The 24,920-nt window shown below is 66.0% G+C and carries 20 protein-coding genes; 6 read left to right on the top strand and 14 right to left on the bottom strand.

Annotated elements, in window-relative coordinates; all coding sequences use genetic code 11:
• Positions 1-397 precede the first annotated feature (397 nt).
• From M3A49_RS37515 to M3A49_RS37490, 6 genes are all read right to left on the bottom strand, one after another.
• Entirely contained in the window at positions 398-1,507 is a 1,110-nt protein-coding gene (locus M3A49_RS37515; protein ID WP_254352166.1) for an ABC transporter ATP-binding protein, read from the bottom strand.
• 29 nt (positions 1,508-1,536) lie between these two features.
• Positions 1,537-2,223 carry an HAD family hydrolase gene (locus tag M3A49_RS37510; protein WP_266233345.1) on the bottom strand — a complete coding sequence of 229 codons (687 nt, stop codon included), beginning with the start codon at positions 2,221-2,223 and terminating at the stop codon, positions 1,537-1,539.
• A gap of 11 nt (positions 2,224-2,234) precedes the next feature.
• On the bottom strand, positions 2,235-3,104 hold the full coding sequence (locus M3A49_RS37505; RefSeq protein ID WP_254352170.1) for a carbohydrate ABC transporter permease: 870 nt from the start codon (positions 3,102-3,104) through the stop codon (positions 2,235-2,237).
• A complete protein-coding gene (locus tag M3A49_RS37500; RefSeq protein WP_266233344.1) occupies positions 3,101-4,024 on the bottom strand; it encodes a carbohydrate ABC transporter permease in 924 nt (307 codons plus the stop codon). The genes M3A49_RS37505 and M3A49_RS37500 overlap by 4 nt, the downstream gene beginning before the upstream one ends.
• A 165-nt stretch (positions 4,025-4,189) precedes the next feature.
• The gene (locus M3A49_RS37495) at positions 4,190-5,524 is read right to left on the bottom strand and encodes an ABC transporter substrate-binding protein (RefSeq protein WP_254352172.1); all 1,335 of its coding nucleotides are present in this window, start codon (positions 5,522-5,524) and stop codon (positions 4,190-4,192) included.
• Between the two features lie 84 nt (positions 5,525-5,608).
• Positions 5,609-6,412: an L-iditol 2-dehydrogenase gene (locus M3A49_RS37490; protein WP_266233343.1), complete on the bottom strand. Its 804-nt coding sequence runs from the start codon at positions 6,410-6,412 to the stop codon at positions 5,609-5,611.
• Positions 6,413-6,740: 328 nt separating this feature from the next.
• On the opposite strand from M3A49_RS37490, the gene M3A49_RS37485 reads away from it, so the two are divergent.
• The 3 genes from M3A49_RS37485 to M3A49_RS37475 are packed head-to-tail and all read left to right on the top strand — an operon-like array spanning position 6,741 to position 9,468.
• On the top strand, positions 6,741-7,724 hold the full coding sequence (locus tag M3A49_RS37485; protein WP_266233342.1) for a metal ABC transporter solute-binding protein: 984 nt from the start codon (positions 6,741-6,743) through the stop codon (positions 7,722-7,724).
• Positions 7,725-7,748: 24 nt separating this feature from the next.
• The gene (locus M3A49_RS37480; RefSeq protein ID WP_266233341.1) at positions 7,749-8,693 is read left to right on the top strand and encodes an ABC transporter ATP-binding protein; all 945 of its coding nucleotides are present in this window, start codon (positions 7,749-7,751) and stop codon (positions 8,691-8,693) included.
• Positions 8,686-9,468 (top strand): metal ABC transporter permease, encoded by a 783-nt coding sequence (locus M3A49_RS37475; protein ID WP_028205927.1) that lies wholly within the window; start codon positions 8,686-8,688, stop codon positions 9,466-9,468. Before M3A49_RS37480 ends, M3A49_RS37475 begins: the two co-directional genes overlap by 8 nt.
• Positions 9,469-9,538: 70 nt before the next feature.
• On the opposite strand, the gene M3A49_RS37470 is transcribed toward M3A49_RS37475, so the two are convergent.
• Positions 9,539-10,645, bottom strand: a complete 1,107-nt coding sequence (locus tag M3A49_RS37470; protein WP_266233340.1) for an S-(hydroxymethyl)glutathione dehydrogenase/class III alcohol dehydrogenase — start codon at positions 10,643-10,645, stop codon at positions 9,539-9,541.
• 40 nt (positions 10,646-10,685) lie between these two features.
• The gene (locus tag M3A49_RS37465) at positions 10,686-12,164 is read right to left on the bottom strand and encodes a xylulokinase (protein WP_266233339.1); all 1,479 of its coding nucleotides are present in this window, start codon (positions 12,162-12,164) and stop codon (positions 10,686-10,688) included.
• 608 nt (positions 12,165-12,772) lie between these two features.
• Between M3A49_RS37465 and M3A49_RS37460 the strand changes: the two genes are divergently transcribed.
• Positions 12,773-14,227 carry a nucleobase:cation symporter-2 family protein gene (locus tag M3A49_RS37460; protein ID WP_266233338.1) on the top strand — a complete coding sequence of 485 codons (1,455 nt, stop codon included), beginning with the start codon at positions 12,773-12,775 and terminating at the stop codon, positions 14,225-14,227.
• A gap of 243 nt (positions 14,228-14,470) precedes the next feature.
• Here M3A49_RS37460 and M3A49_RS37455 read toward each other — a convergent pair whose 3' ends face one another.
• The 3 genes from M3A49_RS37455 to M3A49_RS37445 are packed head-to-tail and all read right to left on the bottom strand — an operon-like array spanning position 14,471 to position 20,549.
• Positions 14,471-16,006, bottom strand: coding sequence for an efflux transporter outer membrane subunit (locus tag M3A49_RS37455; protein WP_266233337.1), 1,536 nt, complete (start codon positions 16,004-16,006; stop codon positions 14,471-14,473).
• 1 nt (position 16,007) lies between these two features.
• Complete coding sequence (locus M3A49_RS37450; protein ID WP_266233336.1) at positions 16,008-19,271, bottom strand: efflux RND transporter permease subunit; 3,264 nt, start codon at positions 19,269-19,271, stop codon at positions 16,008-16,010.
• A 15-nt stretch (positions 19,272-19,286) separates the two neighbouring features.
• Positions 19,287-20,549, bottom strand: coding sequence for an efflux RND transporter periplasmic adaptor subunit (locus tag M3A49_RS37445; protein WP_266233335.1), 1,263 nt, complete (start codon positions 20,547-20,549; stop codon positions 19,287-19,289).
• Between the two features lie 436 nt (positions 20,550-20,985).
• Between M3A49_RS37445 and M3A49_RS37440 the strand changes: the two genes are divergently transcribed.
• Complete coding sequence (locus M3A49_RS37440; protein ID WP_254352188.1) at positions 20,986-21,639, top strand: TetR family transcriptional regulator; 654 nt, start codon at positions 20,986-20,988, stop codon at positions 21,637-21,639.
• A 66-nt stretch (positions 21,640-21,705) separates the two neighbouring features.
• On the opposite strand, the gene M3A49_RS37435 is transcribed toward M3A49_RS37440, so the two are convergent.
• Positions 21,706-22,341, bottom strand: a complete 636-nt coding sequence (locus tag M3A49_RS37435) for a cysteine hydrolase family protein (RefSeq protein ID WP_416339091.1) — start codon at positions 22,339-22,341, stop codon at positions 21,706-21,708.
• 145 nt (positions 22,342-22,486) lie between these two features.
• On the opposite strand from M3A49_RS37435, the gene M3A49_RS37430 reads away from it, so the two are divergent.
• The gene (locus M3A49_RS37430) at positions 22,487-23,473 is read left to right on the top strand and encodes a helix-turn-helix domain-containing protein (protein WP_266233333.1); all 987 of its coding nucleotides are present in this window, start codon (positions 22,487-22,489) and stop codon (positions 23,471-23,473) included.
• A gap of 47 nt (positions 23,474-23,520) precedes the next feature.
• Here M3A49_RS37430 and M3A49_RS37425 read toward each other — a convergent pair whose 3' ends face one another.
• Together M3A49_RS37425 and M3A49_RS37420 are read right to left on the bottom strand one after the other, a co-directional pair.
• Entirely contained in the window at positions 23,521-24,270 is a 750-nt protein-coding gene (locus M3A49_RS37425) for a CoxG family protein (RefSeq protein WP_266233332.1), read from the bottom strand.
• Between the two features lie 32 nt (positions 24,271-24,302).
• Positions 24,303-24,668 (bottom strand): DUF427 domain-containing protein, encoded by a 366-nt coding sequence (locus M3A49_RS37420; RefSeq protein ID WP_266233331.1) that lies wholly within the window; start codon positions 24,666-24,668, stop codon positions 24,303-24,305.
• Between the last annotated feature and the right edge of the window lie 252 nt (positions 24,669-24,920).

The raw sequence follows: 24,920 nt of genomic DNA, 5'->3' as shown, positions 1-24,920 counted from the left end.
AGTCCTACTGGACACCACGCAGGCCTCCCGAGGTAAGCTCAACCGCCTTCACCGCACACCTGCCAGATCTACCTCCCCGGTCCTTGATGGTTGTGGACTTCGCGATCATTTGCTCGCTCGTCCGACCTGGTGGGCCTCATATCTGGTTTCTGTTCGTCAGGTCGCGGCTTTGCTACACGCTTCCTTCAGACCCCGCCTCGCGACGACGCCCTTGCGTTTCACTAGCCCTTCGCCCCATCTGGCTGGGCAGGGGACTCGCACCCCCAAGCTGTTGCGCATGCTCGGCGCACAAAAAAAAAGCCCGCATGAAGCGGGCTAACAAAGGCAACCTCAGGTACCTCGCCACACAGAACACCGCCTCACGCTGCGAGGCGGTGCGTCCAGCAAGCCAATGAAATCACGCAGCCAGTTGCTGCGCGAAGCGACGCTCGAACGCCAGGCCATCCGCATTGAAGAGATGGCAATGATCGGGCGTCGAGCCGACCTTGAATGCCTCGCCGCGCTCGTGCCGCTCCAGCGGCGGAATGCGCGCGATCAGGCCGTCGGGCGCAACCGGACATTCGGCGTAGAGGTAAGCAGCGTCGCCGAGCGACTCGACCGCCATCGCCTTTGCGCTCACGCCTTCCGCGCCCGTCATGACGTGCAGATGCTCGGGGCGGATGCCCACCGTCACCTTGTCGCCCTCACGCGCGTTGCCCGGGTCGACGGCCACCTTTTGGGTATCACCCGTTTCGTAGCGCACGACGATGCCGTCGCTGCCGATCTGCTGCACCGTGCCGTCGAGGAAATTCATCTTCGGCGAGCCGATGAAGCCCGCCACGAAGCGATTCGCCGGCGCGTGATACAGACGGTTCGGACTGCCGACCTGTTCGACATTGCCCGCCGAGAGCACGACGATCTTGTCGGCGAGCGTCATCGCTTCGACCTGATCGTGCGTCACGTAGATCATCGTCGTCCTGAGTTCGTCGTGCAGGCGCGCAAATTCGAGGCGCATCTTCACGCGCAGCGCGGCGTCGAGGTTCGAGAGCGGTTCGTCGAACAGGAACACCTTCGGCTTGCGCGTGATCGCCCGCCCGATCGCCACGCGCTGGCGCTGGCCGCCCGAGAGCTGCTTGGGCTTGCGGTCGAGCAGATGGTCGATGTGCAGGATCTTCGCGGCGTTCTTCACGGCCGCGTCGATTTCGGGCTTCTTCGCGCCCGCGAGCTTGAGGCCGAACGCCATGTTGTCGTACAGCGTCATGTGCGGATACAGCGCGTACGACTGGAACACCATCGCGATGCCGCGCTTGGCCGGCGGCACGTCGTTCATGCGCGTGCCGTCGATCATCAGATCGCCGCCGCTGATGTCCTCCAGCCCCGCGATCATGCGCATGAGCGTGGTCTTGCCGCAACCGCTCGGGCCCACGAACACGACGAATTCGCCGTCGCCGATATCGAGGTTCACGTCGCGCAGCACTTCGTTGTCGTCGTAGCGCTTCAGTACGTCTCTGAGGATCACGCTTGCCATGATGTGTCTCCGTTTCTGTGCAAACCGGTTCAGTTCGAACGCGTTTGCGCCTGGTTCATCCAGTGGGCCACCCGCGCGGGCAGCGTCGTCATGTCGTCGAAAATTTCGCTCGCACCCGCTTCGCGCAACTCGTGCGCGTGCGCGTCGCCGCCCACGTGCGCGCCGCCCACGAAGCCGAGCACCGTCATGCCGGCCGCGCGCGCCGCGCTCACGCCCGTCACGCTGTCCTCGACCACGAGGCACGCGGCGGGCGCGACGTCCATGCCCTGCGCCGCCGCGAGATAGACGTCGGGCGCGGGCTTCGGCCGGGCGACGATATCCGCGCAATACACGCGCGCGCCAAAGAAGCGATCGAGTCCGTTGCGCGCCAGCACCTCACGCACCACCGCCGTGTAGCTGTTGCTCGCGCAGGCCCTGGTGAGCGTTACGGCTTCCAGCGCCGCCACGACGCCCGGGAACAGCGGTGCCTCACGCGCTTCGGCCTCGGCCACGGTGCGGATCGCATCGACGTCGGCGGCGGTGAGGCTGCGCCCAAGCGCGTCGCCCGCGCCGCCCAGCACACGCTCGATACGCTGGCCGAGCAGCGGCATGACGACGGGCGCCGCGTTCACGCCGGGCCAGCGCGCTTCGAGCTCGCGCACCAGCACGCGGGCCGCCACGGCTTCGCTGTCGATCAGCACGCCGTCGCAATCGCAGATCAGGGCTTGAATGGACATCGCATTGGCCATTACTTGACTGCCCCGAAGGTGAGGCCGCGCACCAGTTGCTTCTGCGAAAGCCAGCCGACGATCAGCACCGGCGCGACCGCGAGCAGCGATGCCGCAGAGAGCTTCGCCCAGAACAGCCCCTCAGGACTCGAATACGACGCGATGAACACCGTAAGCGGCGCGGCGTTCGAGCTGGAGAGGTTGATGCTCCAGAACGCTTCGTTCCACGAAAGGATGATGAGCAGGAGCGCGGTGGAAGCCAGCCCCGGCACCGCCATCGGCATGAGCAGATAGACGATTTCCTGCCAGGTGGCCGCGCCGTCCATGCGCCCGGCTTCGAGAATGTCTTTGGGAATCTCGTTGAAGTACGTGTACGCCATCCACACTGCGATCGGCAAATTGATGAGCGTGTAGACAATCACCAGTCCGCTCACGGTGTCGAGCAGCCCCGAGTTCTTCCACAGCAGGTAGATCGGCACGAGCACCCCCACCGAGGGCATCATCTTGGTGGAAAGCATCCACAGCAGAATTCCCTGCGTGCGCTTGTTCGGGAAGAACGCCATCGCGTAGGCCGCGGGCACGGCAAAGATCAGGCAGACGATCGTCACGCCGGCCGAGATCAGCACCGAATTCCACGCGAACGCGAAGTAGTTGCTGCGCGCGAACACCTCTCTGAAGCTGTCGAGCGTCGGCTGAAAGAAGATCGTCGGAATATAGGCCTGCTGCTCGGTCTTGAACGCCGTGATCATCATCCAGAAGATCGGGAAGAACAGCGCGATCGCGATCAGCCAGGCAAGCAACCCCGGCAGCACGCGCCCGATGAACTGCAGCGGCGACGAATGTTTGACCGCGTCGGGCGATTGCGCGGGCGTAGCGGTAATCTGGCTCATTTTTCGTACTCCCCTTTGAGGTTGCGCGCGAGCATGCGCACGAGGAAGAACGACACGATGTTCGCCAGCACGACGGCGAGAATGCCGCCAGCCGAAGCGATGCCCACGTCGAACTGCTGCAGGCCCATCGAGTAGATCAGGTAAGTGAGGTTGGTGGTCGCGTTGCCGGGACCGCCGCCCGTGGTCGTGTAGATCTCGGCGAAGATCGAGAGCAGGAAGATGGTTTCCATCATCACGACAACGGCAATCGCGCGCCGCAGGTGCGGCAGCGTAATGTAGAAGAACAACGCAATGGGGCCCGCGCCGTCAATCTTCGCAGCTTCCTTCTGCTCCTGGTCGAGCGACTGGATCGCCGTGAAGAGAATGAGGAACGCGAATGGCAGCCACTGCCACGCCACGATCATGATGACCGCCGTGAGCGGATAGACGGCGAACCAGTCGATCGGCGTCATGCCCATCGAGCGCATGGCGATGGCCACGAGGCCGTACACCGGATGCAGGATCATGTTCTTCCAGATCAGCGCGCTCACCGTGGGCATCACGAAGAACGGCGCGATGGCGAACAGGCGCGCCACGCCCTGACCGATGAACTTGCGGTCGAACAGCACCGCCATCAGCACGCCGCCGACCACGGTGATCACGAGCACCGCCACGATCAGCTCGATGGTGTGCACGATCGACGGCACGAACGAGGGATCGGTGGCGAGGAACTTGTAGTTGTCGAAGCCCGCGAAACCCTTGAGATCGGGATTCAGCAGGTTGTATCGCGTGAACGAATACCAGATCGTCATCGCGAGCGGGATCGTCATCCACAGCAGCAGCACCGCGACGGACGGCGACACGAGCCAGCGTGAGGCCGAGCGGCGCGATTCGACCTGCTGCGGTTTCTGTGGCGTGCGCGCTCGATTGAATATAGGCATGGGGAGATGGAGATGACGCATGAGGACCACCCTTCTCGGTTGCGCGCCTGTGCGAGGCACGGCGCGGCATCGGCTGTCGCGAGGGTGCGCGCCGCGCCGGGTGGCCCGGCGCGCGCTCGCGCTACTACGCTGGCTGCCTGAACGGCGCAGCCTGACTTCTCGCAGTTACTTCTGATACCCGGCTTGCGCCACGGCGCGGTTGGCAGCGGCATTACCGGCGGTAAGCGCCTGATCGACGCTCATCTGTCCCGCCACGGCGCCCGCTACGCTCTGGCCCACGACCGTACCGAACGACTGGAACTCAGGAATCCCGACGAACTGGATACCCGTGTACGGCACCGGCTTCGCAGTCGGATGATTCGGATCGGCGGTCTGGATCGCCTTCAGCACGAAGTCGGAGAACGGCGCGGCCTTCTTGTACTCGGGATTCTGATAGGTCGAAATTCGCGTACCCGACGGCACCGAAGCCCAGCCCTCGTCCTGCGCGACCATCTGGACGTACTCTTTCGACGTGGCCCATTCGATGAACTTCTTGGCGGCGTCCTGCGACTTCGACGACTTGGGCACAGCGAGCGCCCACGACCACAGCCAGTGCGCGCCATTGGGCGTGACTTCGGTCGGCGCGGCCGCGAAGCCGATCTTGTCGGCCACCTGCGACTGCTGCTTGTTGTAGAGGATGCCGGCCGCCACCGTCGCGTCGATCCACATCGCGCACTTGCCCGAGGACATCAGCGTGAGGTTTTCGTTGAACCCGTTCGAGCTCGCTCCCGGAGGGCCGTCCTTCTTCAGCATGTCGACGTAAAAGTTCACCGCCTTCTTCCACTCGGGCGAGGTGAGCTGCGCCTGCCACTTCTCGTCGAACCAGCGGCCGCCGAAGGTGTTGGCGACCGTCGTCACGTACGCCATGTTCTCGCCCCAGCCGGCTTTGCCGCGCAGGCAGATGCCATAGGTGCCGGCGGACTTGTCGGTGAGCTTGTCGGCGAAGTCCCTGATCTGGTCATAGGTCGGCTGCTCGGGCATCTTGAGGCCCTTCTTGTCGAACAGGTCCTTGCGGTAATACGTCATCGAGCTTTCGACGTAAAACGGCAGCGCGTAAAGCGTGCCGTTGTACGAGAGGCCGTCGCGCGCGGTCTTCACCACGTCGTCGAGGTCGTAGCTCGCGGGAAGGTTCGTCATCGGCATGATCCAACCGCGCTTGCCCCATTGCGGCGCCTCGTAGGTGCCGATCATCATCACGTCGAACTGGCCGCTGTTGGTCGTGATGTCAGTGGTCGCGCGCTGGCGCAGCACGTTTTCTTCGAGAATCACCCAGTTCAGCTTGATGCCCGGATTGGCCTTTTCGAAGGCCGGCGAGAGCTTCTTCAGCTCGATCATGTCCGGGTTGTTCAACATGGCGATTGTGACGGTCTGCGCGTGCGCGGCGCTCGCCGCGGCGACGAGTGCACCCGCACTCACCGCTCGACTTATGCACTTTGCGGCGGTCTTCATTGCTGGCTTCATGACGTTGTCTCCTTGTTCGTTGCGTTATGTCTTGCTGCAGCCGTGCTGCTGTCGTGATGCGTTGTGCAAGGGTTGCGGGAAAGGTCAACTCATCCAGTTTCCGCCGTCGACGTTGAGGGTCTGCGCGGTAATGTAATCGGCGTCGGCGGAGGCGAGAAAGAGCGCGGCGCCCGTAAGATCCTCGGGCAGGCCCATGCGCCCGAGCGGCACGGCCTCGCCGACGAGGCGCTTCTTCTCGCCGGGCGGACGATGCTCGTAGCGTGCGAAGAGCGCGTCGACCTGCTCCCACATCGGCGTGTCCACCACGCCAGGCGCGATGCCGTTCACGTTGATGCGATGGGGCGCCAGCGCAAGCGCCGCCGACTGCGTGTAGCTCAGCACGGCGGCCTTGGTTGCGCAGTAGTGGGAGACGAGCGCTTCGCCGCGGCGGCCCGCCTGCGAGGACATGTTGATGATCTTGCCGCCCTGGCCCTGCTCGACCATGCGGCGCGCCACGGCCTGCATGAGGAAGAACATGCCCTTCACGTTCACCGCGAAGAGGCGGTCGTACACGTCCCAGGATTCGTCGAGGAGCGGGCGCATGTCGAAGAGCGCCGCGTTGTTGAAGAGGATGTCGATGCGGCCGAAACGTTCGACCGCGCTCTCCACGATGCGATCGATGTCTTCACGGCGGGTGACGTCGGCGCAGAGCGCGAGCACGCGCTCGGGGTACGCGGCGGCAAGCGTTGGGGCGACGGCCCCGGCGGGCTTCACGTCGACGAGCACGCAGCGCGCGCCTTCGTCCAGATAGCGCTGCGCGACCGCCTCGCCAATGCCGCTCGCCGCGCCAGTCAGCACGGCTACCTTGTCCTGCAAACGTCCGGCCGCTGGGGTCGCGGTGTGTGCCACAGGTTGTCTCCAATTTCGTTCGTGCGGGGCGCGCCCGGCAGACAGTCCAGAGGAGCAGCTGAGCGATCGCCCGACATGTGAGCATTTGCTCTGTCGTTGATCGAATGATCGGATACGAGTCGGAGACTGTCAAGGCGAACAAACGCGATTGGCCGAGATTTCGATGGTGCGACGCGCAAACCTAGACTGGCTGCCGCCTGCAGATCCGGCCCCCTGACCGGATGTTGGGCCGACTCGCCAATCAAATTGATACGTTATATCATCTCGCCTTCGCGACGCCGACGCGCCCTCGCCCGCTTTCAGGCTCCCTATAGACAAGGATAGAACCATGATCACGTTCAGCCGCGCCAACTGCCCGCCCCGGCCTGCCACAACAGGCGCGCGCCGTCGCGTCACGCTCGCGCGCTTCGCGGCCGGGCTGGCGCTCGCGCTGGGCACCACTTTCGGCAGCGCGAGCGCGGCCCTGGCGGCGCAGGCTGGCAGCGCCACGATTCCCGTTGTAGCGGCGGAGAACTTCTACGGCGACGTCGTCAAGCAGATTGGCGGCAACTACGTGGACGTGACGAGCATCCTGAGCAACCCCGACCAGGACCCGCACCTCTTCGAGGCCAGCCCGAAGACCGCCCGCGCGCTCCAGCATGCGCGCGTGGTGGTGTACAACGGCGCCGACTACGACCCGTGGATGACCAGGCTGCTCGGCGCCACCGGCGCCGGCAACAGCGGCACCAGCCGCACGACGATCGTCGCGGCGGACCTCGTCGGCAAGAAAGCGGGCGACAATCCGCACCTCTGGTACGACCCGAAGACCATGCCCGCCGTGGCGCGCGCCGTGAGCGCCGCGCTCGGCGCGGCGGACCCCGCGCACAAGAGCGTGTACGATGCCAACCTGGCAACGTTCCTCGCCTCGCTGCAACCGGTCGACGCCAAGGTCGCGGCGCTGCGCGCGCGCTACCAGGGACAGCCCGTCACGGCCACGGAGCCGGTGTTCGGCTATATGTCGGATGCGATCGGCCTCGACATGCGCAACCTGCGCTTTCAGCTCGCGGCGATGAACGACACCGAGGCGAGCGCCTCGGACATCGCCGCGTTCGAGCGCGACCTGCGCGAGCGCCGCGTGCGCGTGCTGATCTATAACAGCCAGGCGACCGAGGCGCTCACGCGGCGCATGCTGGCGCTGGCGAAGCAGTCGAAGGTGCCGTCCGTGAGCGTGACCGAGACGCAGCCGGCCGGTGTGAACTTCCAGCAATGGATGCTCGCGCAGCTCGACGCGCTCGACAAGGCGCTGGCAGTGGGAACAGCAGGGCAACACTAACCGTTTTCAGCAAGGACAGACGTCATGACCGGGGCCGGCCCTTCGCCCACCGATATCGCTTCACAGCAAACTGGACAGCGCAACGGCACGCACCGCGCACCCGCGCCTGTGCTCACGCTAGCGGGCGTGACGCTGACGCTCGGCGAACGAACGATCCTGCGCGACGCGAACTTCGCGGTGAACCAGGGCGAATTCATCGGCGTGCTCGGGCCGAACGGCGCGGGCAAGACCACGCTCATGCGTGCCATTCTCGGCCTCGTGCCGGCCTCGCACGGCGCGATCCGCGTGCTGGGCGAGCCGGTCGCGCGCGGCAACGCGAAAATCGGCTACATGCCGCAAACGCGCACGGCGCTCGCGAGCCGCCGCGTGCGCGGCCGCGACTTCGTGGCGATGGCCGCCGACGGCCACCGCTGGGGCCTGCCGCGCGCCGACGCCGCCACGCGCGCCGACGTTGCGCGCGTGCTCGACCTCGTGGGGGCGACCGCGCTGGCCGATCGCCCGCTTTCGGAGCTTTCGGGCGGCGAGCGCCAGCGCCTGCTGCTCGCGCAATGCCTGCTCGGCGACCCGAAGCTGCTGCTGCTCGACGAGCCGCTCATCAGCCTCGACCCCAACCACCAGCGCGGCGTGGTCGAACTCGTGCGCCGCGTGCAGCGCGAGCTGGGCATCGCGGTGCTGTTCTCTGCGCACGAGCTGAACCCGCTCCTCAACGCGCTCGACCGCGTGCTCTATCTCGGCAACGGCGTGGCCGCGCTCGGCAGCGTGGATGAAGTCATCACCGCGCCGGTGCTCTCGCGCCTCTACGGCTCGCCTATCGAAGTGATGCGCATGAAGGGCCGCATCTTCGTGATGTCGGGCGACGTGGAAGTCGAAAAGCACGACCACGAGCATGAGCACGACCATGGCCATGACCACGGCGGCCACGCCCACGGCAACAACGACAATACACACGGCCACACGCACGATGCTTGAATACGATTTCATGGTGAACGCCTTCGCGGCGTCGGGCATCGTCGCGGTGCTCGCGGGCGTGGTGGGCTATTTCCTCGTGATGCGCGGTCAGACCTTCGCGGGCCACGCGCTCTCGCACGTGGGTTTTACGGGCGCGACGGGCGCCGTGCTGCTAGGCGTTTCGCCGATGTGGGGCATGGTGGGCTTCACGCTCGCCGCCGGCGTTTCAATGGGCGCGCTCGGCGAAAAGCTCGCGGGCCGCGATGTGGCGATCGGCGTGATTCTTTCGCTCGCGCTCGGCTTCGGCCTGCTGTTTCTGCATTTCTTCACGTCGTATGCCACGCAGGTCACAGCGCTGCTGTTCGGCAACGTCCTGGGCGTGAACCGCGAGACGCTCGGCGTGCTTGCCGCCCTCGCCGTGGCGAGCCTGGCGGCGCTGGCCGCCATCATGCGGCCGCTGCTGTTCGCCTCGCTGCAACCCGAACTCGCCGAAGCGAAGGGCGTGTCGCTGCGCGCGGTCTCGATGCTGTTCCTCGCCATCGCCGCGCTCGCGGTGGCCGCGTGCACGCAGATCGTCGGCGTGCTGCTCGTCTTTACGCTGATGGTCGGTCCGGCCGCCGCCGCGCAGAATCTCACCACGCGACTGTCCACCGGCCTCGTGCTCGCCGCGCTGCTCGCGCTCGTGCAGGCGTGGCTCGGCGTGACGCTCGCGTTCTACACCGACTGGCCCACCAGCTTCTGGATCACCGCGCTCGCCGCGCTCGTCTATGGCGCAAGCCTGATCGGACGTCGCTAGAACGCCGCGCGAACCATGAAAAAGGCGTTGCCCCTCGCGGTGGCAACGCCTTTTTGCTGTTACGGCTCGCTCAGTAGAGAACGACCGAGCGAATCGACTCGCCCTTTTTCATGAGGTCGAAGCCTTCGTTGATCTGGTCGAGCTCGAGCGTGTGGGTGATCAGATCGTCGATGTTGATCTTGCCTTCCATGTACCAGTCGACGATCTTCGGCACGTCGGTGCGCCCGCGCGCGCCGCCGAACGCCGAGCCTTTCCATTGGCGGCCCGTGACGAGCTGAAACGGGCGCGTGCCGATCTCCTCGCCCGCCCCCGCCACGCCGATGATGAACGACTGGCCCCAGCCCTTGTGCGTGCATTCGAGCGCCTGACGCATCACCTTCGTGTTGCCGATGCATTCGAACGAATAGTCGGCGCCGCCGTCGGTCAGTTGTACGATGTAATCGACGATGTTTTCGACATCGTTCGGATTGACGAAATGCGTCATGCCGAACTGCTTCGCGAGTTCGACGCGCTTCGGGTTGATATCCACGCCGATGATCTTGTCGGCTCCGACCATCTTCGCGCCTTGAATCACGTTCAGGCCAATGCCGCCCAGGCCGAACACCGCCACGTTCGCGCCCGCTTCCATCTTCGCCGAGTACACCACCGCGCCCACGCCCGTCGTCACGCCGCAGCCGATATAGCAGACCTTGTCGAACGGCGCGTCTTCACGGATTTTCGCCACGGCAATTTCCGGCACGACGATGTAGTTCGAGAACGTCGACGTCCCCATGTAGTGATAGAGCGGCTTGCCGCTCAGCGAGAAGCGCGAGGTGGCGTCGGGCATGAGGCCCTTGCCCTGCGTCGCCCGAATGGCCTGACACAGGTTCGTTTTGCGCGACAGACAGAATTTGCACTGGCGGCATTCGGGCGTGTAAAGCGGAATGACGTGGTCGCCTTTCTTCACGGTGCCCACGCCCGGACCGACATCGACCACGATGCCCGCACCTTCATGGCCGAGGATCGCCGGAAAGATCCCTTCCGGGTCCGCGCCCGAGAGCGTGTAGTAATCGGTATGGCAAATGCCCGTCGCCTTCACTTCGATCAGCACCTCGCCGGCGCGCGGACCTTCCAGATCCACTTCCTCGATCGTCAGCGGGGTCCCGGCTTTCCATGCGACGGCGGCTTTCGTCTTCATCTTCGCGGCTCCTGTGTATCGGTGATGTCGATACGCCTCATCACGATGCCGGTGCAAACCAGGTTCGAACGCGGCCATAGAGATCGATGAAGCGTGCATAGCGCTGCGCGAGCGCGGCGTCCTCGCGCGGCGACGCCACCTGCGTCGCAGCCGGCGCAAGCGCCGCGAGGTCGCTCATGCGCCAGTGCCCGCAGGCGAGGCCGCCCAGCATCGCGGCGCCGCGCGCCGCTGCGTTCGGGCAGTCGATCGCGTAGAGGTCCGCGTCGAGCGTGTCGGCGAGCAACTGCCGCCAGCGCGCGTCCACGGAGCCGCCGCCCGCGAGCTTGAGCGTCGCCACACTGCGCGCATCTCGCGTGCCTCCATCGGCGGCTTCACGGGTGCTGCGCACGGCGTCGAGGCCCGCGCGCAACGCGAACGCGACGCCCTCGAACGCCGCGCGCATGAGCGTGCCGCGCGAGTCGCCAAGCGAAGCGCCGAGCCAGCCGCCGCGCGCCGCCGGGTCGAGCCACGGCGAGCGCTCCCCGCTCAGGTAAGGCAGGAACGCGAGCGTCGCCGACGGCGGCACGGCGAACCCATCCGCATAAGCCGAAGCCCAGTCGTAGGCCAGCCAGCCGCGCGCCGCTTCCAGCGCCACGCCCACGTTCTGCATGGCGGCCATGGTGTACCAGCCGCCCGTCGCCGAGCGGTAGCGATGCAGCCCGCGCCGCGCGGGCGGCTCGCTGCGCGCGGTCACGACGATCTGGCCGCCTGTGCCCGTCGTGAGGAGCGCATCGCCTTCGTCGGCCAGGCCGCTGCCGAACGCCGCGCAAGGCGTGTCGCCCGCGCCCGTCGCGAGCACGATGCCGGCGGGCAGCCCGAGCGCCCGTGCGGCTTGCGCGCTTAGCGCGCCGCTCGCTTCATAAGATGCAGCAAGCGGCGCGAACCAGTGCGCAGGCAATCCCAGGCGCTCGATCAGCGCGAAGTCCCACGCGCCATCGGGGGCGGCGAGCGCCGTCGCGCACGCGTCCGATGGATCGGCTTTGAACTCGCCACCCAGCGCCACGCGCAGCCAGTCTTTCGGCTGCAGCGCCCAGCGCGTGGCTTGCGCGACTTGCGGCTCGTGGTGCAGGACCCAGCGCAGCAGCGGCCCCGCCATGCCGGGCGCGACGGGGTTGGGCTGCACATGCCCGGCGTCGTCGGGCCACGCATCGAGCAGCGCATGCGCGCGCGTGTCGGGCCAGAGCATCGCGGGGCGCAACGCTCGGCCCGCTTCGTCGGTGAGCACGACGCCATGCATCTGTCCGGAAAAGCCGATTGCCCGCACCGCGGCGCGCTCGCTCTCGGGCAGCCGCGCGCAGGCCACGACGAGCGCGTCCCACCAGCGATCCGCGGCGATCTCGGCCCAGCCGGGCTGCGGTGTTTCGAGCGCGTAGGCCACGCTCGCGGCGGCGCGCTCGACGCCGTCGTCATCGATGATGCCGAGCTTGAGTGAACCGGTGCCGAGGTCGATACCGAGAAAACGCGTCTGCGATGGGCTCATGGGAAACGGTGTGCGAGGTGGGTGAGGACGGGAAAAACGATCATACCGGCGTGATGCGCGGCGAGATCCTCGGCGCCGGACGCGCGTTAAGCGGGGCCTTCAAACTTGCCGCGAACCCGCGCGCAACACAGCCGATTTCGACGCGAAAAACGTCCATTCGCGGGTTAACCCGGTGGGCGAGCGCGCGATGCAAAATGGCTCACATGCCGCATTCGAAATAGAGATCATAACGGCGCGGCCATATGTGACATGACCCGTTGGGCATCGCCAGCCTGGGCTCGCCGCCCCCGCACACGCTCTGGCATGGTTCGGTACCGCCACGCCCGCGCCGCGGCGCCCATCGCGCAAAGGCGCTCAACCGCCGCAAACAGGGGCTTCCCGCCTTGCGCCGCCACATGCGCGGTCCGAACCGGCGTCACGCGTTGCCGCCATGAAGCCCCCGCGCGCGGCCCACGCGTGCCGACCCCACCCTTATGTCGCCTGGCTATCGCTCCGCGCGCATATCGTCGCCGGAAAGCACGGAATAGTCTCCAGCGGTCTTGTTGCATATTTTCTTACCGCATACCTTGGAGGCCATATCCCTAAACAAAGAGACGGAGACAGACGACATGCAAGCCAAGGGCATTGAGGACCAGGCCGCCCAGCGGTCAGGCCAGAAGCAGGTCCACCCCTGCGACGAGCGCCTGCCGTTTAGCCAGTTGCTGACACTCGGCATCCAGCACGTGCTCGTGATGTACGCAGGCGCAGTCGCTGTGCCGCTCATCGTCGGCGGCGCGATCGGGCTGCCGAAAGACCAGGTCGCCTTCCTCATCAGCGCCGACCTGTTCGCCTGCGGCATCGCCACGCTGATCCAGACGCTCGGCCTGTGGATCTTCGGCATCCGCCTGCCCGTGATCATGGGCTGCACGTTCGCCTCGGTGGGCCCGATGATCGCCATCGGCACCAATCCCTCGCTCGGCCTTCTCGATATCTTCGGCTCGACCATCGCGGCGGGCGCGATCGGCATCGTGATCGCGCCGATGATCGGCAAGCTGCTGCGCTTCTTCCCGCCTGTCGTGGTAGGCACCGTGATCGCGGTGATCGGCCTCTCGCTCATGGAAGTGGGCATCAACTGGGCCGCGGGCGGCGTGGGCAACCCCGACTACGGCAACCCCATCTACCTCGGCCTCTCGCTGCTCGTGCTGATGCTGATCCTGCTCATCAACAAGTTCGGGCGCGGCTTCATCGCCAATATCTCGGTGCTGCTCGGCATCGTCGCGGGCTTTGCCATCGCCCTTGCGCTCGGTCGCGTGAACCTCGAAGGCATGGCCAGCGCGCCGTGGGTCGGCATCGTCACGCCGTTCCACTTCGGCATGCCGAAGTTCCACATCCTGCCGATCGCGACGATGGTGATCGTGATGTTCGTGACCTTCATCGAATCGACGGGCATGTTCCTCGCCGTAGGCGACATGGTCGAGCGCCCCGTCGATCAGGCCACACTCGTGCGCGGCCTGCGCGTGGACGGTCTCGGCACGCTGATCGGCGGCATCTTCAACTCGTTCCCGCATACGTCGTTCTCGCAGAACGTGGGCCTCATCGGCGTGACGGGCGTGAAGAGCCGCTACGTGTGCGCGATGGGCGGCGTGATTCTCGTACTGCTCGGCCTGTTTCCGAAGATGGCGCAGATGGTCGCCTCCGTGCCCGCCTTCGTGCTGGGCGGCGCAGGCATCGTGATGTTCGGCATGGTGGCGGCGAACGGCATCAAGGTGCTATCGCGCGTGGACTTCGTGAAGAACCAGCACAACCTCTTCATCGTGGCCGTGAGCGTGGGTTTCGGCCTCGTGCCGGTGGTGTCGCCGCACTTCTTCGCCAAGCTGCCGCCCGCGCTTTCGCCTCTGCTCCATAGCGGCATCCTGCTCGCTTCGGTTTCGGCGGTGGTACTGAATCTGATCTTCAACGGTGCGAAGAGCGAGAAAGCCGCCGAGCGCGCGATCCGCCGCGCCGGGCACGATCTCGAAGGTCGTCCCGACACGGAGCAGGCGCCGGATGTGGGCCACGAAATGCCGCGCTCGGCCGCGCACTGAGTTGATCTTACTGCGCTGATCTTACTGCGCTGATCGAACCGGGTTTGAACGTATTGAGTTGACGCGAGAGGTGCCCCGCTCGCAGGTGTCCATCTATACACAGGCGGCCGGGGTCTTTTGCTGGTTCGGCGCCATGGGAAACCATGGCGCTTTTTTTACCCGCTTTGCGCACGCCCACACGCGAAAAAAAACGCCACGGTCTTCCGTGGCGTTCTTGGCTTTCGATTCCGAAGTCGTAGCGCGTTACCCCGCCGTCGCAGCCGAAGCCGCCACCGGCGCGCTGGCCGCGCCGTAATCGGCCGGCGCATCGGGCTCGCGCGGCGTCTCGCCCGAGTGCGCGATCCAGCCGCCGCCCAACGCGCGATACAGATCGACGAGGTTGGTCAGGCGCGCGAGACGCGCCGTGACGAGCGACTGCTGCGCCGTGTAGAGGCTGGTCTGCGCGGCCAGCACCGGCAGATAGCTGTCCACGCCGTTCTTGTAACGCAGTTCCGAAAGCGTGAGCGAGCGCTGGTTCGCAAAGGTGCTGCGCTCGAGCGCGGCGATCTGCTCGTCGTAGGTGCCGCGCGCCGCCAAACCGTCGGCCACTTCGCGGAACGCCGACTGGATCGACTTCTCGTAGTTGGCGATCTCGATGCGCTTCTCGACATTCGCGAGTTTCAGGTTCGCGATGTTCGACCCGCCTTCGAAGATCGGCAGCGTGATCTGCGGCGCGAAACTCCATGCCGCCGTGCCGGCCTTGAAGAGCCCGCCGAGCGACAGGCTTTCGGTGCCGAACGCCGCCGTGAGCGAGATCTTCGGGAAGAACGCCGCACGTGCCGCGCCGATGTTGGCGTTTGCCGCGAGCAGCGTCTCTTCAGCCTGCATGATGTCCGGACGACGCGTGAGCAGATCCGAAGGCAGGCCTGCCGGAATGTCGTTGAGCAGAGGCTGGCCGTCGAGCGGCAGGCCTTGCGGCAGATCCGCCGGCAGCGGCTCGCCGATCAGCAGCACGAGTGCGTTTTCGGCCTGGGCGCGCGCCCGGAGTTGCGCCTGCATGTTGGCCTGCGCGTTCTCGACCACCGTCTGCGCCTGACGCAAATCGAGCTCGGTGCCGGTGCCCGTATCGAACTGCGCCTTCGCGATGTTGTACGAGTCCTGCGCCGTCTTGAGCGTTTCCTGCGTGACCTTGAGCAGGTCGTCGTCGGAAAGCATGGTCAGGTACTGGTCAGCGACTTCCGAAACCAGCGTGATCTCCGCTGCCTTGCGCGCATACGCCGTCGAGAGGTACTGCGCCAACGCCTGGTCCTTCAGGCTGCGGATGCGTCCCCAGAAGTCCAGTTCCCACGAAGCCTGCACACCCACGTTGTAGACGCTGTACGGGTTGTTCACCGTGGTCTGAAAGTTCCTCGGCACGCGCGTACGCGTTTCCGTTCCCACACCGTTGATCGCGGGGAACAGATCGGCGCGTACGATCTGATACTGCGCGCGCGCCGCCTCGACGTTGAGCACCGAGACGCGCAGATCGCGGTTGTTCTTCAGCGCGATGTCCACGAGTTGCTGCAGGCGCGGATCGACGAAGAACTCGCGCCAGCCGATGTCGGTCGCCGCGGCGCCATTGGCGCTCGGGGCAGCCTGGCCGTTCTGGCCATTCGCGCCCGCAGCAACCGGCTGCGTGGCGTACACGCCGCCTTGCGGGAAACTCTGCGACACCGGCGCTTCGGGCCGGTGGTACCACGGCTCCATCGTGCAACCCGCGAGGAGCGCGGTAGCCAATGCAATTACGGATAGTTTATGCATCTCAATGTCCTTCCTTGCCCGGGCCGTCGCCGTTGCTGCCGTCGTTGCCACCCGTGCCGCCCTGACCGCGAGCGCCACCGCCATTCGCGCCGTTGTCCTGGTCATGGTCGTGCGCGTGGTGCTCTTCGTAGTGCTGGAGCGCGACGTCCGCGTCTTCCTTCTCGCCGGCGAACTTCGCGCGAATCACCACGAAGAACATCGGGATCATGAAGATCGCGAGGAACGTGGCCGTGATCATCCCGCCGATCACGCCCGTGCCGATGGCGTGCTGCGAAGCCGAACCCGCGCCGTTACTGATCGCGAGCGGCAGCACGCCGAGAATGAACGCCATCGACGTCATGAGAATCGGCCGCAGACGCAGTCGCGAAGCTTCGAGCGCCGCCTCGATCGGTCCCATCTTCCCTTCGGCCTGCAGGTCGCGCGCGAACTCCACGATCAGAATCGCGTTCTTCGCCGACAGACCCACAGTGGTCAACAGACCCACCTGGAAGAACACGTCGTTCTCGAGCCCACGCAAGGTAACCGCCAGCAGCGCGCCGAGCACGCCGAGCGGCACCACCATGATGACCGCGAACGGAATCGACCAGCTTTCATACAGCGCCGCGAGACACAGGAACACGACGAGGATCGAGATGCCGTACAGAATCGGCGCCTGCGAGCCCGACTGGCGCTCTTGATACGACAGGCCCGTCCATTCGTAGCCGATACCCGCGGGCAGCTTCGCCGCGATCTGCTCCATGGCCGTCATGGCCTGGCCGGTCGACTTGCCCTGCCCCGCCTGACCCTGGATTTCCACCGCCGAGATGCCGTTGTAGCGCTCGAGCTTCGGCGAACCGAAGGTCCAGCGGCCCTTCGCGACCGAGCTGAACGGCGCCATCCCGCCCGCGCTGTTGCGCACGTACCAGAGGCCCATGTCTTCCGGCGTCATGCGGAACGGGGCATCGGACATCACGTACACCTTCTTGATACGGCCATCCGTATCGAGGAAGTTGTTCACGTATGCCGACGCCCAGGCGATCGAGAAGGTCTGGTCGACCGCAGCCGCCGTCACACCGAGTGCCTCGGCCTTTTCACGGTCGATATCCACCGTGAACTGCGGCGTGTCGTTCAGGCCGTTCGGGCGCACGACGGCGAGCGTCGGATCCTTCGCCGCCATGCCGAGCAGCATGTTGCGCGCTTCCATCAGTTTCTCGTGGCCGAGACCGCCGCGGTCCTGCAGTTCGAAGTCGAAGCCCGACGCGGTGCCGAGTTCAGGAATCGAAGGCGGATTCACCGGGAACACCATCGCGTCCTTGTAGCCCGCGTAGTGCATGAACATGCGCCGCACCAGCGCCTGGACCTTCTGGTCCGCGTGCTGACGCTGCTTGTAGTCCTTCATCCGCACGAACACGAGACCCGAGTTCTGGCCACGGCCCGCGAAGCTGAAGCCGTTCACCGTGAACACCGACTCGACGATGCTGCCTTCGTCCTTGAGCAACCAGTTCTGGATGTTGGCGAGCGTGCGTGCCGTCGTTTCCTGGGTCGAGCCCACGGGCGTCTGCACGATCACGAACATCGTGCCCTGGTCTTCATCGGGCAGGAACGACTTCGGCAGGCGCACGAACAGCAGGCCGACCGCGACGATCACCGCGAGGTAGATGATGAGCCAGCGGCCCGAGCGCTTGATCACGTGGTACACGCCGCTGTGATACTTGTCGCGGCTCGTCTCGAACGTGCGGTTGAACCAGCCGAAAAAGCCCTTCTTCTCTTCGTGATGGCCCTTCGGAATTGGCTTGAGGATGGTCGCGCACAACGCCGGCGTGAGAATCAGCGCGACGAGCACGGACAGCACCATCGCCGCCACGATCGTGAGCGAGAACTGCCGGTAGATGGCGCCAACCGAGCCGCCCGAGAACGCCACCGGCACGAACACCGCGGAGAGCACGAGCGCCACGCCCACCAGTGCGCCGGTGATCTGGCCCATGGCCTTGCGCGTGGCTTCCTTCGGCCCCAGGCCCTCCTCCACCATCACCCGCTCGACGTTCTCCACGACCACGATCGCGTCGTCCACCAGCAGGCCGATGGCGAGCACGAGGCCGAACATCGACAGCGTGTTGATCGAGAAGCCCACCATTGCCATGATCGCAAACGTACCCAGCAGCACCACCGGCACCGCGATCGTCGGAATCAACGTCGCGCGCAGGTTCTGCAGGAACAGGTACATCACGAGGAACACCAGCACGATGCCTTCCAGCAGCGTCTTGATCACTTCCTCGATCGACAGGCGCACGAACGGCGTCGTGTCATACGGGTACTTCACGACGAGACCGTGCGGGAAGTACTTCGAGAGGTCGTCGATCTTCTGGCGCACGAGCTTCGCGGTCTGCAGCGCGTTGGCGCCCGTCGCGAGCTGAATGCCCAGACCGGCCGTCGGCGAACCGTTGTACTTCGTGTCGAAGTTGTAGTTTTCGCCGCCCAGACCAATACGCGCTACGTCCCTCAGGCGCACCTGCGAGCCGTCCTGGTTCACCTTCAGCAGGATGTTGCCGAACTGCTCAGGCGTCTGCAGCAGCGTCGATTCGGTGATGGTCGCCTGGAACGACTGCCCCGCCACCGCCGGCGTGCCGCCCAGCTGGCCGCCCGCGATCTGCACGTTCTGCGCGGTGATCGCCGCTGTGACGTCGGTTGGCGTTAGCTGGAAGTTCGTGAGCTTGTTTGGATCGAGCCACACGCGCATCGCGTATTGCGAGCCGAACAGCGTGACCGTACCCACGCCGTCGATACGGCTGATCGGGTCCTTCACGTTCGACGCCACGTAGTTCGCGAGGTCGTACTTGGTCATGCTGCCGTCTTCGGACACGAACGCAAGCACCAGCAGGAAGCTGCTGCTCGATTTCGTCACGCTGATACCGAGCTGCTGCACCACCTGCGGCAGAATCGGCGTGGCGAGCTGCAGCTTGTTCTGCACCTGCACCTGCGCGATGTCCGGGTTGGTGCCCGCGGCGAACGTCAGCGTAATCGTGGCCGTGCCCGAGTCATCGGAAGTCGACGAGATGTACAGCAGGTGGTCGAGACCGCTCATCTGCTGCTCGATCACCTGCGTGACCGTGTTTTCCACCGTCTTGGCCGACGCGCCCGGATAGTTCGCGCTGATCTGGATGGAAGGCGGTGCGATGGTCGGATACTGCGCGACCGGCAGCGTGAACACCGAGGCCACGCCCGCCAGCATCAGGATGATGGCGATCACCCATGCAAAGATTGGGCGATCAATAAAGAACTTTGCCATGAAACAGGCTCCCGGTTATTGCGCTGCAGAGGCGGCAGGCGCAGCCGAGGCACCCTTCGGACCCGATGCGGCGCTGGCAGCGTTCGCATTGCCCGAAGCGGTCGCCATGTCGGCCGAAGGCGCGCCCGGCGGCGGCGGCGGCGGCAGTTGCGCCGCGACAGGCTTGACCTGCGCACCCGGCTTGACCTTGTCGGTGCCTTGCACGATCACGCGGTCGCCGGCCTGCAGGCCGCTCTCCACGACCCAGTCCTGGCCCTGCGCGCCCGACGTGACGATCGGCGTCGGCACGACCTTGTCGTCCTTGCCGACGACGTACACCGAAGCTTGGCCCTTCTGGTCGTGCAGCACGCCCACCTGCGGCACGAGGAACGCGTTGTTGTTGATGCCTTCTTCGATGCGCGCGCGCACGAACATGCCCGGCAGCAACACACGGTCGGCGTTCGGGAAGAGCGCGCGAACCGTCACCGAGCCGGTGGTCTGGTCGACCGTGACGTCGCTGAACTGGAGCTTGCCCTTCTGCGCGTACACGCGGCCGTCTTCGAGCACGAGCGAAACCTTCGCGGCATTCGGGCCGTTAGTCGACAGGCGGCCCTCCTGAATCGCGCGGCGCAGCTTCAGGCCATCGAGGCTCGACTGGGTGACGTCGACATACATCGGGTCAAGCTGCTGAACCGTCGACATGAGCGTCGCGGCGCTCGCCTGCACATAGGCGCCCGGCGTGACCTGCGAGATGCCGACCTGGCCCGTGACCGGCGAAACGACGTCGGTGTAGCCGAGGTTGATCTGCGCCGTATCGACGGCGGCCTTGCCGGAGGCGACATCCGCTGCCGCCTGGCCTTGCGCGGAAACGGCGTTGTCGTAGTCCTGCTTGCTCACGGCGTTGGCCTGCACCAGAACCTTGTAGCGCGAAACCAGCGCGTTCTGCGTGACCAGGTTGGCCTGCGCCTTGGCGAGCGTGGCCTTGGCGGTGTTGAGCGCGGCGATATACGGCGCGGGGTCGATCTTGTAGAGCCGCTGACCGGCCTTCACGATCGCGCCTTCGGTGAATTCGCGGCGCAGCACGATGCCGTCCACCCGTGCGCGCACTTGCGCGACGAGGAAGGCACTGGTACGGCCGGGAAGCTCGGAGACGACCGGCACGGCGGACGGCTGGACGGTGACGATACCCACTTCGGGGGTTTGCGGCGGCGGCGCCGACTGCTTTTGCCCGCAGGCTGCGAGCACGATGGCAGCCGTCGCGACACTGATTAGGCGGAATGGAACCCGTTCGACGCGCATGGAGCGACCTCTGTCTATAACTGACAATAAAAGCGTGCGGCGTCCTGCAACGAGGAGGACGACCACGCACGCCAGCATCTGGCAAATACCTGACGGATAAACCCGGTACTTTCTTCTAGAAAGGCGCGTTCCGGTCTACATATCCGTCCGGGCGATACTGCCGCGCGCCGCCGCGAGAGGCGTCGCGCATTGGGGTTTCTACGACCACTTGGCCAAGGACGGATATTAACCGGACATCACCACTTGAGGCACCTAGGTGGTGGGGTGCTATTATAGATACATCCGCGAACGAATGTAAAAGGACGTTACGTAACCGTTGAGTGGTACTTCAGGAGCGATCCGCGCATCACCGCCATATTACAAATCAATACATTACGGTTCGCACCCCAAATACATTGATTCCCCCTAACCCGCAGCAACGCACTCATCTTAGAAAATGGTCCGCCGAACGAAAGAGGAAGCGCTGGAGACGCGCAACCGGATCCTCGACGCCGCCGAACACGTCTTTTACGAAAAGGGCGTGTCGCGCACTTCGCTGGCCGACATCGCCCAGACCGCGGGCGTGACGCGCGGCGCGATTTATTGGCATTTTGAAAACAAGGGCGACCTGTTCACGGCCATGTTCGACCGCGTGGTGCTGCCGCTCGACGAGCTGAAGGTGGCATCGACGGATCCCGGCGAGCCCGACCCGCTCGGGCGCATGCGCGATTTGTGCATTCTGTGTCTGCGCAATACGGCAACCGACGCGCGCCGCCGCCGCGTGTTCGAGATCCTGTTCCTGAAGTGCGAGTTCGTCGAGGAGATGGGACCCGTGATGGCGCGCCATCAGACCGATATGCGCGAGGGCCTGGCGAGCATCGAGCAGGGTTTGCGCAATGCGATGTCGAAGGGCCAGCTGCCCGCCGACCTCGACCCCAAGCGCGCTTCGCGCGTGCTCCATTCGTTCATTGGCGGCGCCCTGCGCGATACGGCGATCCTGCCGGACGTGTTCGACGTGGCGAGCAACGCCGAGCTGCACGTCGACGCGATGCTCGACGCGCTGCGCTTCAGCCCGTCGCTGCGTATTGGCGCGAGCGAGCCGGACGCCTGAGCCCTGCGCGCGCATCCCGGATCGATCGAGGCGGCCCACGGACGAGGCCGCCTTTTTCTTGACCGCTCAGGCCGGCACGCGGTTCGCGCGGGCCCGTTGATTCGACGCGTAGATGTTGTCACGCGCGAGCGGCACGCCTTTTTCGACGGCGGCAAGCCAGGCATCCGTGCTCACGACCGCAGCGAAGCGCGTGTGCATCACTGCGCTGAACACGCGGTGGATCTGCTCGGCGCTAGCCGTTCCCGCCTCGTTTGCGTACGGCACCGAACCCGTCGCATCGGCCAGAAACTCGACGGCAAGACCCGCGTGGGTCGCCTCGAACACCGTCGAGGCGTCGCAGTTGTGCGTCATGTAGCCGGCCACCGTGAGCGTGTCGATGCCGCGCTCGGCCAGCCACGCTTTGAGATCGGTGCCCGCGAAGGCGCTCGGCAGCGCTTTTTCGACATAGTGATCGCGCTCGCGCGAGGCCACGACCGGATGCAGCTCGGCGCCCACGCTGCCGCGCGCGAAGAGCGGCGAGTCCGCAGGGGCGAAGTTCTGCACGACCACGACCGGCACGCCGGCCGCGCGCGCGGCGTCGATCGCGCGGCCGATATTGGCGAGCGACGTCTCGATGGGGGGATATTCGATCGGCAGATCGCCGCTGACATATTCGTTCTGCACGTCGACAACGACGAGCGCCCGGCGCGGATTCGCGGACATGGCCATGCCTCCTGGGGGTGAAAGGAACCGACCGGTCCGAAGACGCGAAGTCGATGGCGGGATTGTGGTGCCGCGCGCGCCGCCGCGACAGTGGCCCGGATGACAACTTTCGCTAAAATCGGGCCATTCCTCTTCGGGACTCGTCATGGCCACTGCTCCCCGTCAGGCTCCTTCAACGGCCCCGTTGCGCGTCGCCGTCATCGCCTTCGACCGCATCAGCCCGTTCCATCTCTCGGTGCCTTGCGTCGTGTTCGGCGAAGACCGCAGCGAAGGCGGCGTGCCGCCGTTCGAACTCGCCGTCTGCGCGGCGGAGCCCGGCACGCTCACGACCACGGCAGGCTTCACGATCGGCGCGCCGCAGGGCCTCGAGGGGCTGCGCGGCGCGGACGTGATCGTCGTGCCGAGCTGGCGCGACACCCACCAGGCGCCGCCCGCCGCGCTTTGCGACGCGCTGCGCGAAGCGCACGAGAGCGGCGCGATCCTCGTCGGGTTATGCCTCGGCGCCTATGTGCTCGCACATGCGGGCCTGCTCGATGGCCGCCCGGGCACCACGCACTGGGCCGCCGCCGACGATTTCGCGCTGCGCTTTCCGGCCGTGCGCTTCGATCCCGGCGTGCTCTACATCGACGACGGCGACCTGCTCACCTCGGCGGGCACGGCGGCGGGACTCGATTGCTGCCTGCATCTCATGCGGCGCCTGTGCGGCTCGAGCGCCGCGAACTACGTGGCGCGGCGGCTCGTCGTGCCGCCGCATCGCCAGGGCAACCAGGCCCAGTACGTGCAGCAGCCGCTCGCGGCGGCTGGCCGCGGCGACCGTCTGCCGGGTCTGCTCGACTGGATTCGCGCCCACCTCGACGCGCCCCACACGCTCGACTCGCTCGCGCAGCGTGCGCTGATGAGCCGGCGCACCTTCACGCGCCAGTTCCGTTTGACGACGGGCTCGACGGTGAGCGCGTGGCTGCTCGGCGAGCGCCTCGCCCGCGCGCAGCAGTTGCTCGAAAGCACCGATCAGCCGATCGACGCAATCGCCCAGCGCGCGGGTTTCGGCTCGGCCGCGTCGTTGCGTCAGCATTTCGTGGAGGCGTTCAGGATCTCGCCGTCGGCGTGGCGGCGGGAGTTCCGGGGGGCGTGAGGGGTTCGACGGGCGGCGCACCTTGCGCGCGCCGCCCGCCGCCGCATTCAGGTCGCGGTAAACCAGCGCGCCGCATACAGCAGCAGCGCGACGAAAAAGATCATCGCGGCCCACGCCCAATACGGCATGGCGTGCGGCGGCGGCTCGTGATTCAGCGTGCTTGCCGCGCGGCCCGAGAGCGTGCCGCCCGCATGGTGCTGCGGCAGGATATGCGCGCGCCGGGCGAGACCGGCGAGGTTGATCGGCCGCAGGAACACGTGCTGCCGGCGCGGCTGCTCGCCCGCCACGCGGTTCGGCGCCTGGCCGTGCTTGACCGCAACCACGGCGCAGAACTCCGTGAAGAAGTCGTCGGCGAGTTCGTGCAGCGCGTTCTCGATCTGGCGCGGCGGCAGCTCGGAAAGCGGTCCCGTGAGCGTGGCCCACACCGAGTAGTCGATCCGCGTGCTCACATCCTTGCCCGTACCCGGCTCCCGCGTCGTAGCGCGCTCTTCGGGGCGCAGCGCGACGTCGATCTGGCCGCGCAGCGAGCCGATGCCGTCCGCGCGGGCGCGAAAGCTCAGCACGCGCCGGGGCGTGAGCGGCACCTGCGCCGTGTCATTGGCAATGTGGGCACGCACTTCATAGCGTGCGCGCAGCGGCCCGAGCGGCACCGTGAGCGTGATCGCGTATTCGCCGGGGCCGAGCCGCCTGAACGACTCGCAATGCTCCATGCTCGCGCGTACGAGCGCCACGTCCTGCAACGCCGCCCAGACGGCGGCCGGTTCGAGCGGAATTCTCAACGCATCGTTCAGTTCCATGGCGGCTCCCCTATGCAAGCTACCGGGCCATATCAGGAGGTCTGGTCGATCCGGTCTACGCGAGTCGCGTAGAAAGCCAGATACCCCTTGATGCCGCGTGCGTCATCGAGCGGCGCTTCGTAGCTCCAGGCCGCGTCGTCGACGCGCCCGTCTTCGGTACGCATATGGAAATACGTCGCCTCGCCCTTGAACGGGCAATGCGAGGTCTGGCCGGAGCGTTCGAGTCGCGCCATGTTCACGTCGGCGCGCGGAAAGTAGAAGACGTCGGGGTAGCCGGTTTCGCAAAGGGTGACGGCGTGCAGCGTATCGGCAATGGTGATGCCGCCGTGAATCACGCGCACGCGGTGACGGTTCGCGACGAGTTCGATGCGATGGTCCGCAGCCGGTTCGACCGCCATGTTCGGCTCCCCTGTTGGTAGGCGGCGCCTGCGGCGCCCTGCCCTCGCCGGCCGGCAGCCCGCACCGGTTCGCGTGGCACGCCGCCATGAAGGCGCGTGCCGTGCAATGCCACGGGATGGCCGCTCGCCTGTCGCCTGTCGCCGTGCCGATCACGCAATCGACGGCGACCGACGGCAACACGCGAACCCGCTCGCGACACGCCTGAGCGATCGCGGCCTCCCTTCGGCTTCATTATCGGCCAAACTCGTCCT

This window comes from Paraburkholderia sp. CNPSo 3076, assembly GCF_026343935.1.
Classification (GTDB): domain Bacteria; phylum Pseudomonadota; class Gammaproteobacteria; order Burkholderiales; family Burkholderiaceae; genus Paraburkholderia; species Paraburkholderia nodosa.
The sequence above is the reverse complement of the archived record's forward strand: the minus strand, read 5'-3'. Positions and strand labels throughout refer to the sequence as shown.